19 protein-coding genes are annotated in these 16477 nt (G+C 57.7%); 16 read left to right on the top strand and 3 right to left on the bottom strand.

What is annotated here, in order from left to right:
- The first annotated feature begins 1 nt into the window (after window position 1).
- The 6 genes from H0V78_10750 (at window position 2) to coq7 (ending at window position 5926) form a co-directional block, all read left to right on the top strand.
- Window positions 2-565: an aminodeoxychorismate/anthranilate synthase component II gene (locus H0V78_10750; protein ID MBA2352229.1), complete on the top strand. Its 564-nt coding sequence runs from the start codon at window positions 2-4 to the stop codon at window positions 563-565.
- 27 nt (window positions 566-592) lie between these two features.
- Entirely contained in the window at window positions 593-1612 is a 1020-nt protein-coding gene (gene trpD / locus H0V78_10745; protein ID MBA2352228.1) for an anthranilate phosphoribosyltransferase, read from the top strand.
- A gap of 15 nt (window positions 1613-1627) precedes the next feature.
- On the top strand, window positions 1628-2416 hold the full coding sequence (trpC, locus tag H0V78_10740; GenBank protein MBA2352227.1) for an indole-3-glycerol phosphate synthase TrpC: 789 nt from the start codon (window positions 1628-1630) through the stop codon (window positions 2414-2416).
- A gap of 220 nt (window positions 2417-2636) precedes the next feature.
- Entirely contained in the window at window positions 2637-3950 is a 1314-nt protein-coding gene (locus tag H0V78_10735; protein MBA2352226.1) for a porin, read from the top strand.
- Window positions 3951-4017: 67 nt separating this feature from the next.
- Window positions 4018-5316 (top strand): (Fe-S)-binding protein, encoded by a 1299-nt coding sequence (locus H0V78_10730; GenBank protein MBA2352225.1) that lies wholly within the window; start codon window positions 4018-4020, stop codon window positions 5314-5316.
- The gene (gene coq7 / locus H0V78_10725) at window positions 5309-5926 is read left to right on the top strand and encodes a 2-polyprenyl-3-methyl-6-methoxy-1,4-benzoquinone monooxygenase (protein MBA2352224.1); all 618 of its coding nucleotides are present in this window, start codon (window positions 5309-5311) and stop codon (window positions 5924-5926) included. Before H0V78_10730 ends, coq7 begins: the two co-directional genes overlap by 8 nt.
- Here coq7 and H0V78_10720 read toward each other — a convergent pair.
- Complete coding sequence (locus tag H0V78_10720) at window positions 5923-6363, bottom strand: OsmC family protein (protein MBA2352223.1); 441 nt, start codon at window positions 6361-6363, stop codon at window positions 5923-5925. The genes coq7 and H0V78_10720 overlap by 4 nt on opposite strands.
- 351 nt (window positions 6364-6714) lie before the next feature.
- Here H0V78_10720 and rplM point away from each other — a divergent pair, with 351 nt between their 5' ends.
- The 6 genes from rplM (at window position 6715) to erpA (ending at window position 10206) form a co-directional block, all read left to right on the top strand.
- Window positions 6715-7143 carry a 50S ribosomal protein L13 gene (rplM, locus tag H0V78_10715; protein ID MBA2352222.1) on the top strand — a complete coding sequence of 143 codons (429 nt, stop codon included), beginning with the start codon at window positions 6715-6717 and terminating at the stop codon, window positions 7141-7143.
- An 8-nt stretch (window positions 7144-7151) separates the two neighbouring features.
- On the top strand, window positions 7152-7544 hold the full coding sequence (gene rpsI / locus H0V78_10710; protein MBA2352221.1) for a 30S ribosomal protein S9: 393 nt from the start codon (window positions 7152-7154) through the stop codon (window positions 7542-7544).
- Window positions 7545-7617: 73 nt separating this feature from the next.
- Window positions 7618-8655: an N-acetyl-gamma-glutamyl-phosphate reductase gene (locus H0V78_10705; GenBank protein ID MBA2352220.1), complete on the top strand. Its 1038-nt coding sequence runs from the start codon at window positions 7618-7620 to the stop codon at window positions 8653-8655.
- 13 nt (window positions 8656-8668) lie between these two features.
- On the top strand, window positions 8669-9400 hold the full coding sequence (locus H0V78_10700; protein ID MBA2352219.1) for a hypothetical protein: 732 nt from the start codon (window positions 8669-8671) through the stop codon (window positions 9398-9400).
- Between the two features lie 11 nt (window positions 9401-9411).
- Window positions 9412-9822, top strand: coding sequence for a polymer-forming cytoskeletal protein (locus H0V78_10695; protein ID MBA2352218.1), 411 nt, complete (start codon window positions 9412-9414; stop codon window positions 9820-9822).
- A 39-nt stretch (window positions 9823-9861) separates the two neighbouring features.
- A complete protein-coding gene (gene erpA, locus H0V78_10690) occupies window positions 9862-10206 on the top strand; it encodes an iron-sulfur cluster insertion protein ErpA (GenBank protein ID MBA2352217.1) in 345 nt (114 codons plus the stop codon).
- Window positions 10207-10362: 156 nt separating this feature from the next.
- Here erpA and H0V78_10685 read toward each other — a convergent pair whose 3' ends face one another.
- Window positions 10363-11685, bottom strand: coding sequence for a M23 family metallopeptidase (locus H0V78_10685; GenBank protein ID MBA2352216.1), 1323 nt, complete (start codon window positions 11683-11685; stop codon window positions 10363-10365).
- A gap of 113 nt (window positions 11686-11798) precedes the next feature.
- Between H0V78_10685 and H0V78_10680 the strand changes: the two genes are divergently transcribed.
- Genes H0V78_10680 through H0V78_10665 form a run of 4 tightly spaced genes read left to right on the top strand, consistent with a single transcriptional unit; the run spans window position 11799 to window position 14901 of the window.
- The gene (locus H0V78_10680; GenBank protein MBA2352215.1) at window positions 11799-12989 is read left to right on the top strand and encodes a tyrosine--tRNA ligase; all 1191 of its coding nucleotides are present in this window, start codon (window positions 11799-11801) and stop codon (window positions 12987-12989) included.
- Window positions 12990-13006: 17 nt separating this feature from the next.
- Entirely contained in the window at window positions 13007-14026 is a 1020-nt protein-coding gene (locus H0V78_10675; protein ID MBA2352214.1) for a biotin--[acetyl-CoA-carboxylase] ligase, read from the top strand.
- Between the two features lie 9 nt (window positions 14027-14035).
- Window positions 14036-14764: a type III pantothenate kinase gene (locus H0V78_10670; protein ID MBA2352213.1), complete on the top strand. Its 729-nt coding sequence runs from the start codon at window positions 14036-14038 to the stop codon at window positions 14762-14764.
- Window positions 14761-14901 carry a hypothetical protein gene (locus H0V78_10665; protein ID MBA2352212.1) on the top strand — a complete coding sequence of 47 codons (141 nt, stop codon included), beginning with the start codon at window positions 14761-14763 and terminating at the stop codon, window positions 14899-14901. The genes H0V78_10670 and H0V78_10665 overlap by 4 nt, the downstream gene beginning before the upstream one ends.
- Window positions 14902-14944: 43 nt before the next feature.
- Here H0V78_10665 and H0V78_10660 read toward each other — a convergent pair whose 3' ends face one another.
- Window positions 14945-16315 carry an FAD-binding protein gene (locus H0V78_10660; protein ID MBA2352211.1) on the bottom strand — a complete coding sequence of 457 codons (1371 nt, stop codon included), beginning with the start codon at window positions 16313-16315 and terminating at the stop codon, window positions 14945-14947.
- Between the last annotated feature and the right edge of the window lie 162 nt (window positions 16316-16477).

The raw sequence follows: 16477 nt of genomic DNA, 5'->3' as shown, positions 1-16477 counted from the left end.
TATGCTGCTGATGATCGACAATTACGATTCCTTCACCTTCAACCTGGTGCAGTATCTTGGTGAGCTGGGGCAGGAGGTCCGCGTCGTGCGCAACGATGAGGTCACGCTGGATGAAGTTGGCGCAATGCAGCCGGAGCACATCGTCATTTCGCCGGGGCCGTGTACGCCGAACGAGGCCGGTATTTCGGTGCCGCTGATCGAGCGCTACGCCGGTAAATTTCCTATCCTCGGCGTCTGCCTCGGCCACCAGAGCATAGGCCAGGCATTTGGCGGCAAAATCGTTCACGCCAGGCAGTTGATGCACGGCAAGACTTCTCCGATACATCACCACCAGACGTCGGTGTTTCGGACGCTGCCGAACCCTTTTATCGCCACCCGCTATCATTCGCTCGTCATCGAGCGCGCAAGCCTGCCGGACTGTCTGGAAATCACGGCGTGGACGGCCGATGGCGAAATCATGGGAGTGCGCCACAAAACCTTGCCGGTCGAAGGCGTGCAGTTTCATCCGGAATCGATCCTGACCGAAAGCGGCCACAAGCTGCTGGAAAACTTTCTGCGCGGTTAATGCGATTGTCATAGACAGGTAAAACGGATGAAGCCGCAGGACGCACTCAACAGGCTGATCGAAAACCGCGAGCTGTTCTACGATGAGATGCTCGACCTCATGCGTCAAATCATGCGCGGCGAAGTGCTGCCGACGCAGATCGCCGGAATCCTGCTCGGTTTGCGGGTAAAAAAGGAGAGCGTCGCGGAGATCGCGGGAGCGGCCGCCGCGATGCGGGAATTCGCGACCAAGGTAGACGTCGGCGACCTACCGCATCTCGTCGACACCTGCGGTACCGGCGGCGACGCTCAGCACACGTTCAATATCTCGACCGCCTCTGCCCTGGTCGCAGCCGCGGCCGGCGCCAGAGTCGCGAAACACGGCGGTCGTTCGGTTTCATCGAGTTGCGGGAGCGCCGACGTGCTGGAAGCCTTGGGCGTCAATGTCAACCTGAGTCCGGCGCAGGTCGCGCGATCGATTCGTGAAATCGGCGTCGGCTTCATGTTCGCGCCCAATCATCACAGCGCGATGAAGCACGCGGCGCCGGTGCGACGCGAGCTGGGGGTGCGGACCTTGTTCAATATTCTGGGGCCGCTCACTAATCCCGCGGGCGCCGTCAATCAGGTAATGGGCGTATTTCATCCCGATCTCGTCGGCATCCAGGCGCGCGTACTGCAGATGCTGGGCAGCCGTCATGTGATGGTCGTGCACGGCGCCGATGGCATCGACGAAATATCGCTCGGCGCGGAGACTTATGTCGCTGAACTCAAAGGCGGCGCAATCACCGAATATGCGCTGAATCCGCAGCGATTCGGATTTTCCGCGGCCGATCCCGCAGCGTTGCGCGTGCCGGATCGTGAGCAGGCAAAAGCAATGTTGCTCTCTGCGCTCGACAACCGGCCTGGTCCGGCGCGCGACATCGTCGCGCTCAACGCCGGCGCCGCGATCTATGTCAGCGGCATTGCCCCGACACTCGAAGACGGCGTGGCCAAGGCGCGCACTGCGCTCGAAAGCGGCGCGGCTCGCGCCAAACTTCGGCAACTGGTCGAGTTCAGCGCAGCGGCCTGACGCGAGTCTCGTTCTTTGTCCGACATCCTGCGCGAAATCACCGAGGTAAAAGCGGACGAAATCGCGGCTGCGCGCGCCGTTAAACCAGTCGCGGCCGTACGCAGCGAAGCGGAAGCAGCGCCTTCTGCACGAGATTTCGTCGCGAGCTTGCGCGCGAAAATTGCAGCCGGCCGCGCTGCCGTCATAGCCGAAATCAAACGCGCCAGTCCGAGCAAGGGCCTGCTGCGCGATCTGTTCGACCCCGCGGCAATCGCCCGCGCCTACGAACAAAACGGCGCAGCCTGCCTTTCGGTGTTGACGGATCGCGCGTTTTTCCAGGGCAGCGATGAGCATTTGAAGTTGGCGCGCGACGCGTGCTTGCTGCCGGTGTTGCGCAAGGATTTCGTGATCGACCCATACCAGGTCTATCAGGCGCGCGCCCTAGGCGCGGACTGCATCCTGCTGATCGCCGCCGTCCTCAGCCTTGAGCAGATGCGCGAGCTTGAAGATGTGGCGCGGTGCCTCGGTATGGCAGTGCTGGTCGAGGTTCATGATCGCGCCGAACTGGGATCGGCGCTGCAGCTCGCAACGCCGCTGATCGGAATCAACAACCGGAATCTGCGGACCTTCGAAACGAATCTCGATACGACGCTCCATCTTTCGACCGGGATTCCCGCCGATCGGATCATCGTTACCGAAAGCGGTATTGCCTCGCCCGAACACGTCGCTTTGATGCGCGCCCATTCGATCCACTGCTTTTTAATCGGCGAGGCGCTCATGCGCCACCCCGACCCCGGCGCCGAACTCGCCAGGTTTTTCCACTGAATAGCCCGGCCAAGTTATTTCCGAGCGATGTTGCAGAAAAGCAACACTTGTTTGTTTATCTTATTGATTTCCCATAAATCGCTTGCTATGGCGAACGCCAATTTGGGAGAATTTGCCTAGGCTTCTCGATTCAGAAAGAAGTTCAGAATTTTATAGGGGCGCGAAGCGCGGCTTTGCAAGGTGCGGCACCCTGACGGTATTAATTCTAAAGGAGAATTTCATGCACAAGAAATTGCTGGCGTGGGCGGTTGCAACTGCCTTTGCGGCACCGCTGGCCGCGTATGCGCAAGGCAGCAACGTTGTCATTTATGGGACGTTCAACGTCGATCTCGAGAACGTCGAACGCGACCATGCGACGGTTGGCGGTGCAGGAAACAGCTTGGTCGGTGCTCCCGCTGCTGGCAATGCCGCGGACCTCACATCACGCAACCGCGTAAGTTCCAACTCGTCGAACATCGGGTTTCGCGGTACGGAAGATCTGGGCATAGCTGGTTTGAAGGCGATTTTTCAACTTGAGTCCGGCCTCAACATTGACTCCGGCGGCGGTAATCTCGGCGGACGAAATAGCAACTTAGGCTTGACCGGTCCGTGGGGCACGGTGTTCTACGGTCTCTGGGATACGCCATATAAATTCGTTACCCTGCGCCAGGATGCATGGTATGCAACGGGCATTGCCAATGGCGATACGATTTATGGAACACCCGGCTTCGGAGTCGCGACGACGACGCAAAGCGGGCGCGTCGGTGCGCCTGCGGTGACGGTGACTGTTCCTACTGTCCCGGCTACGACTATCACAACTGCCGCGGCTGTCTCGGGCGCTCCTGACGCTTCGTTCGACCGTCGCCAAGGCAATAGCGTGCAGTACTGGACGCCAGCCTTCGCCGGCTTGTCGGCGCGTTTGGCCTATTCGGCAAACGAGCAACGGTCTGCCGATAACGCTAACCCGAATATCAATCCGACCATCGCGTCTGGCGCCGTATTGTACGAAAACGGCCCGATCTACGCGAATCTGACCTACGAGCACCACAAGGACTATTTCGGCCTTTTCGGTCTGACCAACAATGCCTTGCAAAATCCTTCGGCGACCAATCAAGGGTCGAACGACCGCGGCTTTAAGGCAGGTGTCGGCTATACCTTCTTCGGTACGACGACCTTCAACGTGATTGCCGAACGGCTCGAGTATAAGGTTGGCCAAACCGCGGCGGGCGCTGTGACTGAATACAACCGGGAGGCACTGTATGCTTCCTTGCTGCATAAAATCGGGCCGGGAACGATACGCGTTTCGTGGGGTAAAGGCTTCGGCGGAGATTGCAAGGCGAACGGGGTGGCATGCAGCACGGCTGGGCTTGCCGGTCAGGCTGCTGCGGTAGGCTATAGCCATAGCTTCTCGAAGCGCACCGACGTTTACGTGCTGTATACTTACATCGATAACGAGAGGCTCGCACAGTACAACTTCGGTATAAATGCGTTAGCCGGCGCCGGCGTAGGTTCCGATCCCAGCGGTTTCGCGCTCGGCGTCAGACACGCATTCTAGTCAAGGCCTAAATCGCCCGTAGGGGCGGTAATGCGGGCACCTTCGGGTGCCCGTTTTTCATTGGGTCGTGTGCGATAATCCCGGCATGCAGATCAGCGATTTACCGCCCTCAGCGAACAGCGGCAATAATTTGGCCGCGCCTGATTTGATCGCGCTTGCTGATCGCTGCGTTCAGTGCGGGCTTTGCGTGCCGCATTGTCCAACCTACGTGAAAACGTTGTCCGAAGCGGATTCCCCGCGCGGTCGTATAGCCCTGATCAGGGCTGTTGCCGAGGGACGCCTACCGGCTAATAAGCGGTATGACGAGCATATCGATCTCTGCCTGAATTGCGGCGCATGCGAAGCCGCCTGTCCAAATCAGGTTTCTTTCGGAACGCTGTTAAACCAGGCCCGCTCGCAAAAAGAAAATTTGCGGCGACGCACGCTGCCGCAACGCCTGCTGCGGAAACTGGCCTTCGGCTTGTTGTCGCATCCGGTTTGGATGAGTCGCTTCGCCAGCATGCTTCGGGTGTATCAGCTTAGTGGCGTGCAGCGAGTGGCAGGACGCTCCGGGCTGCTGCGCAAACTGCGGGTCGATAAACTCGACGAGCAACTGCCGCGCCTTTCGAAAGGAATCGTATGGCGTGAACATTATCCGGCTGCCGGGACTTCGCGCGGCGATGTGGGATTGTTTCTCGGATGCGTCGCACGCAACGTCGATACGGCAACGCTAAGCGCGGCGATTTACGTACTGACCCGGCTAGGCTATGGCGTCCGTATTCCGCGCGAACAACGCTGTTGCGGCGCTTTGCATCGCCATGCCGGTGAAACCGGATCGGCGAATGATCTGGAAAATGCGAACGTACGCGCTTTTTCGAAGCTTGATCTGGTGGCGGTCGTCAGCACAGCTTCTGGTTGCGTGCCCGGTTTAATCGCGAATCGCGACGCGGTATCAGACCTCGCTGGCTGTACTGACATCAACCGTTTTGTAGCTGATTCGGATGGCTGGAACGGAATCGCCATCGCGCCCTCGAACAAAACCATTGTCGTACATGACCCTTGCACACTGCGAAACAAGCTGAGTGGGCACGCTCATCCCTACCGGCTTTTGAAACGCATCCCCGGCGTAACCATCGAATCGCTTGCGGGGAACGAGATGTGCTGCGGTGCTGCAGGGAGTTATTTTTTGACCCAGCCCGAAATGGCCAACTCGTTATTGCAAGACAAGATTGCGGCGCTCAGCAGCTCGGCTGCTACGGTCCTGTGCACGTCCAACATCGGCTGCGCGTTGCATTTAGCGGGGGGCGTAAGGAGCGCCGGTATGCAGCTCGAAGTTTTGCATCCGATAACCATACTCGCCAGACAGATGGGGTTCCGCGATGGATAAATTAATCGGTCATTTCGATCGCGCCTTGCGCACGCTGTTTGGTAAACCTGCGTCATCGCGGCCGGTCCCCGGCAAGGAGATTCCGCAGGATCCGCTTGACGAGTCCGAAAAACGTCTTGCCGGCGCGCTAATGCGGGTGAACCATACCGGCGAGGTCTGTGCTCAGGCGCTTTACCAGGGGCAAGCCTTGACTGCCCGCAATGCGGAACTGCAGCGTTCTCTCTCGAAAGCGGCCGACGAAGAGACCGAGCATTTGGCTTGGACGCAGCATCGCATCGCGGAACTTGGAGGCCGAACCAGTTTGTTGAATCCGTTGTTTTACGCAAGCTCTCTGATAATCGGCGCAACGGCAGGAGCGTTGGGAGACAAGCGGAATCTGGGATTCCTTGCCGAAACCGAACGGCAAGTCGTCCGTCACCTTGACGATCATCTCAGTCGTTTACCGGCTTCCGATCGAAAAAGCCGCGCCGTGCTGGATCAAATGCGGGAAGATGAAGCGCGTCACGCGACCCAAGCCCTTCTTGACGGCGGCGCGCCGCTGCCACTACCGATTCGACTTGTCATGACAATGGGGTCAAAAGTCATGACGAAAACGGCGTTTTGGATTTAGCCCGTCCAGGAACTGCCTTCCCGAGCTTCCACGATTTCGAAATCGTGAGAAATCCGGGCCGTTTTCCCAAGCATGATCGACGCCGAGCAGTATTTTTCAGCCGATAATCCGATTGCCCGTTCGACCTGCTGTTGTTTCAGGTTTTTTCCCGTTACGACAAAGTGGAAGTGAATCCGTGTAAAAATTTTCGGGTCTTTCAGAGCGCGATCGGCATCGATTTCCACGACACAGTCAGTGATAGCCTGCCGGCTCTTTTTCAAGATATGAACGACGTCGAACGCAGTGCAACCACCTGTTCCAAGAAGGACAGTTTCCATCGGGCGCGGGCCCAGATTGCGGCCCCCGGCTTCACTTGGCCCGTCCATCACGACAGAATGACCGCTTTCCGTCTCACCCCGAAAGCTTGCGCCATCCATCCATTCGATTCGTGCTTTCATGTATAAGCTTTCCTCCTTCAGTTAGGTGCGGCAGTGCAACAAAACTCTTGTCGGGCATGACCAGATTCAGGCATAATATGGCTAGTCAACGCTTGTTCAGGTTGACCGTTGTCTCCTCCATCCTCCCTCTTCGGCGGATATTAAAGCGCAATCGCTAGATTGCGCTTTTTTTTTGGGTGAAATTTACCGGACACTGGTTGAGAAAATTGCAGCGGCATCGCGCAACGACGCGGTCTTGACTGTGTGATGCGCTGCAATGCGGGGACCTGTAAAGACGAGGTCGCGTGTTTGACACTTCCTGCCCTCTGGCCTAAAATTGCGGGCTTTCCCGCGCCCGGTTTGTTTCGCAAAATGAAAACTTTTTCTGCCAAGCCCCTCGAAGTCAAGCGAGGCTGGTTTTTAGTCGACGCTACGGATTTGGTGCTGGGCCGCCTCGCCGCGGAGATAGCGCGCCGTTTGCGCGGTAAGCATAAACCGGAATTCACCCCTCACGTCGATACCGGTGATTATATCGTGGTCGTCAATGCCGGAAAATTGCGGGTGACCGGCAATAAAGCCGAGGACAAAATCTACTATCGCCACAGCGGTTATCCTGGCGGCCTTTACGCCACGAGCTTTGCCAAAATGCAGGCTCGCTTCCCGCAGAGAGTACTCGAAAAGGCGGTGAAGGGCATGCTGCCCAAGGGGCCACTAGGCTATGCCATGCTCCGCAAACTCAAGGTGTATCGCAGCGCTGAACATCCTCATTCCGCCCAGCAGCCGCAAACTCTCAAGGTCTGATTTCGAACATGCCAGTCAACCAAAATTACGGTACCGGACGACGCAAAAGTGCAGTAGCCAGGGTGTTTCTGCGGCCCGGCAAAGGGAAGATTACGGTTAACGACAAACTGGTCGATGATTTTTTTTCTCGCGAGACGGGAAGAATGGTCGTTCGCCAGCCCTTGACGCTGACGGATCATCTATCGACATTCGATATCATGGTCAATGTTTTCGGCGGCGGCGAGTCGGGTCAGGCAGGCGCAGTACGGCATGGCATCGCGCGTGCGCTTATCAGCTACGATTCCGCCTTAAAACCGGTCCTGAGCAAAGCTGGCCTGGTGACACGCGATGCGCGCGAGGTTGAGCGCAAAAAAGTCGGGCTGCACAAGGCGCGCAAACGCAAACAGTTTTCGAAGCGATAAGATTTCATTCGCAAAAAAAAGCCGCCCGCGAGGCGGCTTTTTTGTTTTTCCCGTGCAGGCTTATTATGGACCTATGAAAACATCGAAGATCAAAATCGGGATAGTCGGCGGCACAGGCTATACGGGCATCGAACTGATCCGCTTGCTCGCCCGCCATCCCAACGCCGACATGACAGCTATCACCTCGCGCGGGGAAGCCGGAATCCGCATTGATGCGATCTTCCCCAGTCTGCGCGGGGTATCCGATCTCTCGTTCTCCGCTCCGCATGAGGCGAAGCTTGAGGAATGCGATCTGGTATTCTTTGCTGCGCCTAACGGAATCAGCATGCAGCGCGTCAGGCCGCTGCTCGATCGCGGCGTCCGCATTATCGACCTCGCGGCCGACTTCCGCTTGCAGGATGCCGAAGAGTGGCAGCGATGGTACGGAATGCCCCACGCCTGCCCCGACTTGTTGGCGGAAGCTGTCTACGGTTTGCCTGAATTCAATCGCGAAAAGATTCGCACCGCACGTCTGATCGCCAATCCGGGTTGTTATCCGACCGCGGTTCAGCTCGGTTTTTTGCCCCTGCTCGAAGCCGGCCTGGTTGACGCGGATTTTCTGATTGCCGATTGCAAGTCAGGGGTAAGCGGCGCTGGTCGCAAAGCAGAGTTGCACACTCTGTTCGGTGAGGCGGCGGAAAATTTCAAAGCCTATGCCGCAGGCGGCCATCGTCATCTGCCTGAAATTTCGCAGGGGTTGAGCAGCGTTTCCGCCAAGCCCGTAAGCGTGACGTTTTTGCCACACCTGACGCCGATGATACGCGGCATTCATGCCAGTTTATATGCGCGAATCAAAGTTAAAGTAGATTTGCAAGAAGTGTACGAAAGGCGTTATGCTAATGAACATTTTGTTGACGTAATGCCGGCTGGAAGCCACCCTGAGACACGTTCGGTGCGCGGAGCCAATATGTGCCGTATCGCCGTACATCAGCCTCAGGATGGGAAGGTAGTCGTCGTGCTATCCGTGATAGACAATTTGACTAAGGGCGCTGCCGGCCAAGCGGTGCAGAACATGAACCTACTCTACGGTCTGCCCGAGATTACGGGTTTGGAATTGATACCCGTCACATGATGCGAGCGGTCCCATGATGCGAGCGCTTAAACAACGCTTTGGAATTTCTGCTCGCCACGTCGCGGTACGCGCACGCTATCCCTGGTATTTGCGCTGGACGATATTCGTCTTCCTTATTTCCGTGAATACGGGCTTGATTTGGGGTTCTTTCGTAATCGGCCGACAATTCGGCAGCCCCGTCCGGATCGAACCGCTCAACGCCATGACTGACGTCAGCGAAACCTCCCGGCGCCTAACCGATGAAAACGAAAAACTACGTCATACTGCAGCCGCGTTTGAACGCAACCTGGAGGTCGAGCGGGCGACTGCGAGCGATTTGGCGAAGCAGGTAAGGACGGTGGCGCTGGAAAATGCCGTACTCAAGGAGGATATTGCCGTATTCAAGGCATTGATGTCGCCTCCGGGCAAGGATTCCAGCATTAACGTGAACCGCTTCAAGGTGGAACGCGAGACGCTTCCCGGAGAATATCGATATCGTTTGCTGCTGACACAAAGCGGGCAACGATTGCGCGATTTTCAAGGCAGCGTGAAATTCATCGTGAGCTTGCAACAGGATGGCAAGAAAGTCGTGATGGCGATTCCGGTCGAAAACGACAAATCGCAAGACCTGAACTTCAAATTTTATCAGCGGATTGAAGGCAGCTTCAAGGTATCTCCTGATTCTGTAGTCGACAGCCTGCAAGTGAGGATCTTCGAAAAAGGCGCAGCGGAGGCTCGACTGACGGAAACCGTTAACCTTTCCTGAGCGAGGTCCTCATGTTTCAGAAGAAAGCAAAAAAGACGCAAAGCCGTATCGATTGCCTGATCGGCGCCGGAACAACGATAGAGGGCAATATCAATTTTAGCGGCGGCTTGCGGATCGATGGTTGCGTCAAGGGTAATGTGACCGTCGCTGATGGCAGCATGGCGACTTTGGTCCTGAGTGAGCTCGGCAGGATCGAGGGTGAAATCCGCGTGTCCAATGTCGTCATCAATGGCGCGGTGCTCGGCTCTATTCACGCTTCCGAGTACGTTGAACTGCAGGTAAAGGCCAATGTCACAGGCAATGTTTGTTACAAGAGCATGGAGATTCAGCAGGGCGCAGTGGTTCAAGGCAAGCTCGTGCACAGTGACGAGACTTCGGATAAAATCGTGTCCTTCAAATCAGCATCGGGTCTGGAATCCTAGTCGTTTCTCCACCCACCACCCATACCGGCAGGAGCCTCAATGAATGCTATGACGGAAGTCCCTTTGATATTTACCGACAGCGCCGCGGCCAAGGTCAGGCAACTGATCGATGAAGAGGGCAATTCAGAACTTAAATTGCGCGTATTCGTTACCGGGGGCGGTTGCTCGGGGTTCCAGTACGGCTTCACGTTCGATGAAGCCGTGAATGAAGACGACACCGCAATGGAAAAAAACGGCGTGACGCTTTTGATCGATCCGATGAGCTTTCAGTATCTGGTGGGCGCGGAAATCGACTACCAGGAAGGCTTGGAGGGCGCGCAGTTCGTAATCAAGAACCCTCAGGCGACTTCAACTTGCGGATGCGGTTCGTCTTTCTCAGCCTGAGGCGAGGCTCGCCGGGACCATAAGGACAGATCCAAGAATCGGGCGGTGTGCTAACCCTGCTCGCCGGCAATGATTGCGTTCGCCAAGCCAAACCCGGCCCGACAGCCCTCGCTTCTTCAAACCGCTCCGCTATACCATTTGGCGGAATTGAAGTCGTTACTCCAAGGCAGCAACCGTCGTTTCACGCAACAGCGTGAGGCGCTGAAGCAAGGGCTTGGCGATCTGATGGAAGGCCGCCCGCGTACCTGGCGCAATGGGATTGGCGTCAGGAATCGTCATTCGCAGTGGATTGCGCTGCTCGCTGCCGACGCGGAATTCGTAATGCAGATGGGGGCCGGTGGCAAGACCGGTGCTGCCGACATAGCCGATGACCTGCCCCTGCTCGACCTTGTCTCCCGCATTCACATCTTTCGCAAAACGCGAAAGGTGCCCGTAAACCGTCGTGTATTTGTCCTCATGCTCGAGCATGATGACGTTGCCGTAGCCTCCCTGGCGACCGGCGAATGCCACCTTCCCGTCGGCGGTCGCGCGGACTTTGCTACCGGTCGGCGCAGCGTAATCGATGCCTTTGTGCGCTCGCCATGATTGCAACACCGGATGGAAGCGACCTTTACTGAAACCCGAGCTGATACGCGAAAACTCGAGCGGCGAGCGCAGAAAGGATTTGCGCGAGTTCTTTCCTTCAGGGGTGTAGTATCCACCGTTACCGCGCTCATCCTCGAAATAGATCGCGCGGTAAACGTCGTCCCCGTTCAAAAATTCCGCAGCGTGTATGCGGCCGATCTTGACGGGCTCACCGTGGTGATAAAGAGCTTCGTACACAACGGTGAAGCGGTCGCCTTTTCGTAAATCCTTGTGAAAATCCACATCGCCGGAGAAAATATCAGCGAGCTGTATGGCAACGCTATCCGGAAGATCGGCAGCGTCGGTCGCAGCGAACAGCGAGCTGTCGATCTCGCCCGTTTCAACGAGCAAGCGCGACTCGAGTTCGAGCGGCAGCCGCTCGATGGTGAACTCAGACTCGTCTTTCTCGATCACGACGAGTTCGCTGTCATTCTCCACATAGCGCAGCGCCAGGAGATTGCCTTTGATCGTGGTTTTGGCCTGCACGGTCTTGCCCGGCTTCAACTGGTAGAGTGATCGCGCGCCCTTCGCGTTGCGCAGATAGTTGATCGCCTCCGAGTCATGCACATGCAGACGGGCGAGCAAGCCGGCGACCGTGTCGCCCCGGTCAAGTCTTTCTTCACGCCAGAATTCTTCACTGCCTTGGTCTACCACCATCGTTTCCGGCAGGCTCAGACTCCTGATAACCGTATGCACCGGCACGTGATCGACCTGCGTGTTGGGCGCAATCCCGAAAGCGGCGACCACCCCAAAAAGCGGCAAACCAACCAGCGCCGCGAGTCGATAATGGCGCACGCTTCTTTGACGAAGTGGTGAAGGTTTATGCGCTAAAATCGTGTTTTTTCGATTGAACATCTTTGGAAGAGTTGTAAAAAACCTTGATGTCAATATGAGCTTAACAGACTTTCGGGACTCGGCAAACCCTAAATGCTTGATTCCGCATTGTGAAACCTGAAAACTACAAAGATTTGAGCCGGCAGATCGACAGCATAAAACGCGGCGCGGACGAGCTCCTGGTGGAAGAGGAATTCAGGCAAAAAATTGGTTCGGGCCAGCCGCTGCGCGTCAAAGCCGGTTTCGATCCGACCGCGCCCGATCTGCATCTCGGACATACCGTACTGTTGAACAAGCTTTGGCAATTCCAGGAATACGGCCACCGGGTTTTTTTCCTGATCGGCGATTTCACTGGAATGATCGGCGACCCAACCGGAAAAAACACGACACGCCCGCCCTTGTCTCGCGAGCAGATCGTGGAAAACGCCAAATCCTACCGGGAACAAGTATTCAAGATTCTGGATGCTGGGCGTACCGAAGTCGTTTTCAATTCAAGCTGGTTGAATGCGATGACTGCGGCGGATTTGATCCGCCTGGCCGGCACTTATACGGTGGCGCGCATGCTGGAACGCGATGATTTCGGCAAGCGCTATAAAAACAATCAAGCGATCGCGATTCATGAATTCCTTTATCCGCTGATCCAGGGCTACGACTCTGTCGCGCTGAAAACCGATATCGAGGTCGGCGGCACCGATCAGAAATTCAACCTGCTGATGGGCCGCGAGTTGCAAAAGCACGTCGGGCAGCCGCCGCAGTGCATATTGACCATGCCGCTGCTGCAAGGCCTCGACGGCGTCAACAAAATGTCCAAGTCGCTCGGTAACTACGTCGGCATCAGCGATGCGCCGCAACAGATTTTCGGCAAGCTAATGTCGATCTCGGATGAGCTCATGTGGCGCTACATCGAACTCCTGTCGTTCGAATCCACGGCAACCATCGAGGCGTGGAAATCCGCGGTCGACGCCGGACAAAATCCGCGCGACATCAAAGTACGTTTCGCGCAGGAAATCGTCGCGCGTTTTCATGACCGCTCCGCCGCCGAAGCAGCCTTGGCCGATTTTGAGGCGCGCTTCAGGCAGGGCGCAATCCCCGCAGACCTCGCCGAAATCACACTTCGGACCCAGGGTGGCGAGCTGGCGCTGAGCCAGGTCTTGAAGCAGGCCGGCCTGAGTGCAAGCACTTCGGAAGCGATGCGAATGATCGCGCAAGGCGGCGTGAAAATCGACGGCGAGAAAGTCGGTGATCAGGCTCTCAAGCTGGGGTCGGGTGTGAATGCGGTGGTTCAGGTGGGAAAGCGGAAATTTGCCCGGGTCAGACTTATCTAGGCACCGAAGCTGTGTTCGTGAAGCCGCTGACCTTCGACTTGCTGCGCGTGTTGACCGATGGCGAGTTCCATTCCGGGGAAAAACTCGCGTGCGAGCTTGGTGTGTCGCGTGCAAGCATCCGGCAGGCCGTCCAGCCGCTGGATCGAATCGGCGTCACTCTGAATGCGGTGCGGGGACGAGGCTATCGCATTCGGGAAAAGCTCGATTGGCTCGACCCGGCGTACCTCCGCCGGCAAACAAAACACTGCGGCATCGATCTACAACTCGTCGACAGCATCGATTCGACCAACCGCGAATTGCTGCGCCGACTGCACGATGGCCGCGCGGCGCATGGCAGCGTACTCGCGGCGGAATGGCAAAGCGGCGGCCGGGGACGCTTCGAGCGGCGCTGGCAGGCGGCAGTCGCGCAAGGGCTGATGTTCTCGCTTGCCTGGCGGTTCGCGACGGGCGCCGGCTTTCTGGCGGGCCTGAGCCTGGCGATCGGTGTCGCTCTGGTGCGGGCCCTGCGCGCCTTCGGTTGTATGGATGCCGGGTTGAAGTGGCCTAACGACGTGCTCATTCGCAAGCACAAACTTGCCGGCATTCTCATTGAACTCTCGGGCGATGCACTCGGACCGGGTACCGCGATCATCGGCGTCGGATTGAACGTCGTGCTTCCGGATAAAATCAAGGCGCGTATCGGCCAACCGGCTGCCGACCTGACGCATCTGGCTCCGGGTGACAGCCCCGCCCCATCGCGGAACCCATTATTCGCCCGACTGCTCGATGAATTGGTCGATGTCCTCGACCGTTTCGAGAAGCGCGGATTTCCAGCGTTCCGCGAGGAATGGCAGCGTATGCATGCCTTTCAGAATCAAACCGTGCGACTCGATTTGCCGGGGAAGAGAGTCGAAACCGGGGTCGCGCTCGGCGTTACCGCTCAAGGCGCTTTGCGTTTGCGAACAGCGACCGGCGAAAAGCACTTCCACAGCGGCGAACTGTATGCCGCGCCCAACTGCATGAGTCTCGGCTCTGCGCCTGGCTGCAGCGACCGCTGAACCCATCAAATGATACTTGCGATCGATGCCGGCAACAGTCGCATAAAATGGGGTCTGCACAACGATATCGATTGGATTGCGAGCGGCCGCGCCGGCGACGTTGCCGAATTGGCGACAGCATGGGCCGCCTTGCCCGCGCCCGAACGAATCATGATCGTGAATGTGGCTGGCGAACGCGTACGGGCAGGGTTGCTTGGTGCAGTCGCGCGCTGGCGTGTTCCTCCGACATGGGTGAATTCGAGCATCTTAGCGTTCGGTGTACGCAATTCCTATGAGAATCCCGGTCAACTCGGAGCCGACCGATGGGCCGCTTTGATCGGCGCACGACATCGGCTTCGCGACGCCTGTCTGGTCGTCAACGCCGGAACCGCATTAACCATCGATGCGCTTTCGGACGACGGCGTCTTCATAGGGGGCATCATCGTGCCCGGCTATACCTTGATGCGGCAGGCGCTGGCGGTAAATACCGCCGCGCTGGCTTTGCAGTCAGGCGAATTCGCGCACTTTCCGCTGAACACGGGAGACGCAATTGCCAGCGGCGCCGTTCAAGCCATGGCTGGCGCGGTACAACAAATGGCGCAGGAAGCATCGATAGTCTGGGGAAGAAAACCTGTGTGCATACTCAGCGGCGGCGACGCGGCGACCTTGCGGCCGCACCTTAACCTGAAGCTCAAGCTCGTGGATAATCTTGTGCTCGAGGGCCTGTTGGTCCTGGGCCGCACGCCGGTATCGCCATGAAATGGGTGTTTCTCTCGCTGGTCGTCGCCAACATCGCGTTCGCGATCGCCGCCCAACTCAAGGGCGGTGATGAATTGCAATATTCGCGGCTCGAACTGAACCCTGACAAAATTCAGTTGGTCCTGCGCGATAAATGAGCGCTCCACGGAATGACGCCGCTTCAGGCCGGAGGCGCCAAGTTCAAACAGGAAAGAGTTTCCCGGGATTCAGAATATTGTTCGGATCGAAACTTCGTTTGATGGCTTTCATCAGGCTCAAGGTCGCGGGATTGATTTCCTTCGTTATAAAAGCGCGCTTTTCGCTGCCAACGCCGTGCTCGCCGGATAAGGTTCCGTTCAGCGCCAGGACGAGATCGAATACCTGATCGAGACACACTTCGGCCCGGCGCATCTGTTCGACATTCCGCGAGTCAACGAGCAGATTGACATGAATGTTGCCGTTGCCGGCATGGCCGAAATTAACGTTGGCGATGCCGTGGCGCCCGCTGAGTGCGGCCAGCCCTTCCATCAATTCGGCGAGCCTCGATACCGGAACGACGATATCTTCATTGATCTTTTTCGGCGCGATGTCGCGCAATAGCGGGGACAGGGCTTTGCGTGCCGCCCACAGTGCGGCGGCGTCGGCGACAGCTTCGGCTCGCAGCAGCCCGCTATTGCGGCACGCTGCGATCATCGCTGCGATGTCGTCGCCGATCGATTGCGTGGAGCCGTCCACTTCTATCATCAACAGCGCGCGCGCATCGGACGGCAGCATGTCGGGGTAGCGTCCGCGTATCAGCGCCAGCGCGCCGGTGTCGAGAAATTCCAGCGCGCTCGGCGTTAAAGGCTGCGCCATAATCGCCGAAACCGCCTTGGCGCAGCTAGCGACATCACGATAAAAAGCGGTGACGCCGCCGATCGCTGCGGGAAGCGGAATGAGCTTCAGTGTCGCCTCGACAATAACCGCCAGTGTTCCTTCGGAGCCGATGAGCAGCCGGGTCAAATCGTAGCCGACCACACCTTTCGTGGTGTAGCAGCCGGCTTCAAGCAGCGCGCCGTCGGCTGTGACGGCTTTCAGGCCGAGCACATTGTCGCGCGTCGTTCCGTATTTGATCGCGTGCGGACCACCGGCTGAAGTCGCGAGATTTCCGCCGATGCTCGAGTACGCAGCGCTGGAAGGATCGGGCGGCCAGAACAAGCCGTATGGGCGCGCCGCACGCTGCACTTCTTCGTTCAGCACGCCGGGCTGCGCGACGATCACCCGATTGGCTGCATCGATCGCGACGATCTTGCGCATCCGTTCAAGAGACAGGACCAGGCCGCCCTGCTCCGGCAAGCTGCCGCCCGCGGTTCCGGTGCCGCGGCCGCGCGCGGTAACGGCGATGTTATGCTTGTTGCATAGCGCCAGCAGACGCTGCACTTCTTCGCTGTCGAGGGGAAACGCGACCGCGTCCGGCGGAAAGATTTTGCGCGTGTTGTCATACGAATAGGTATAGCAATCCACCGGATCGGTATAGAAACGGTCCGCCGCGAGAATCGCCGCGAATTCGGAGCGGATGTTCGCGGGCAACATCGGCTATCTTTTAGGGAACCTCTGATTAAGTCCTGCGCGGTCGCGACGGGACTTTGCGGGATGCACGCGCAGATGGCGAAGCCCAGGCTGCGCCTGTCTCCGGGTGCGAAGCGGCGCGAAGTGAATGGTCATTCCATTCACGAGCGGCGCGACAAAGCAGAC

It is taken from the genome of Burkholderiales bacterium, assembly GCA_013695435.1.
Classification (GTDB): domain Bacteria; phylum Pseudomonadota; class Gammaproteobacteria; order Burkholderiales; family JACMKV01; genus JACMKV01.
The sequence above is the reverse complement of the archived record's forward strand: the minus strand, read 5'-3'. Positions and strand labels throughout refer to the sequence as shown.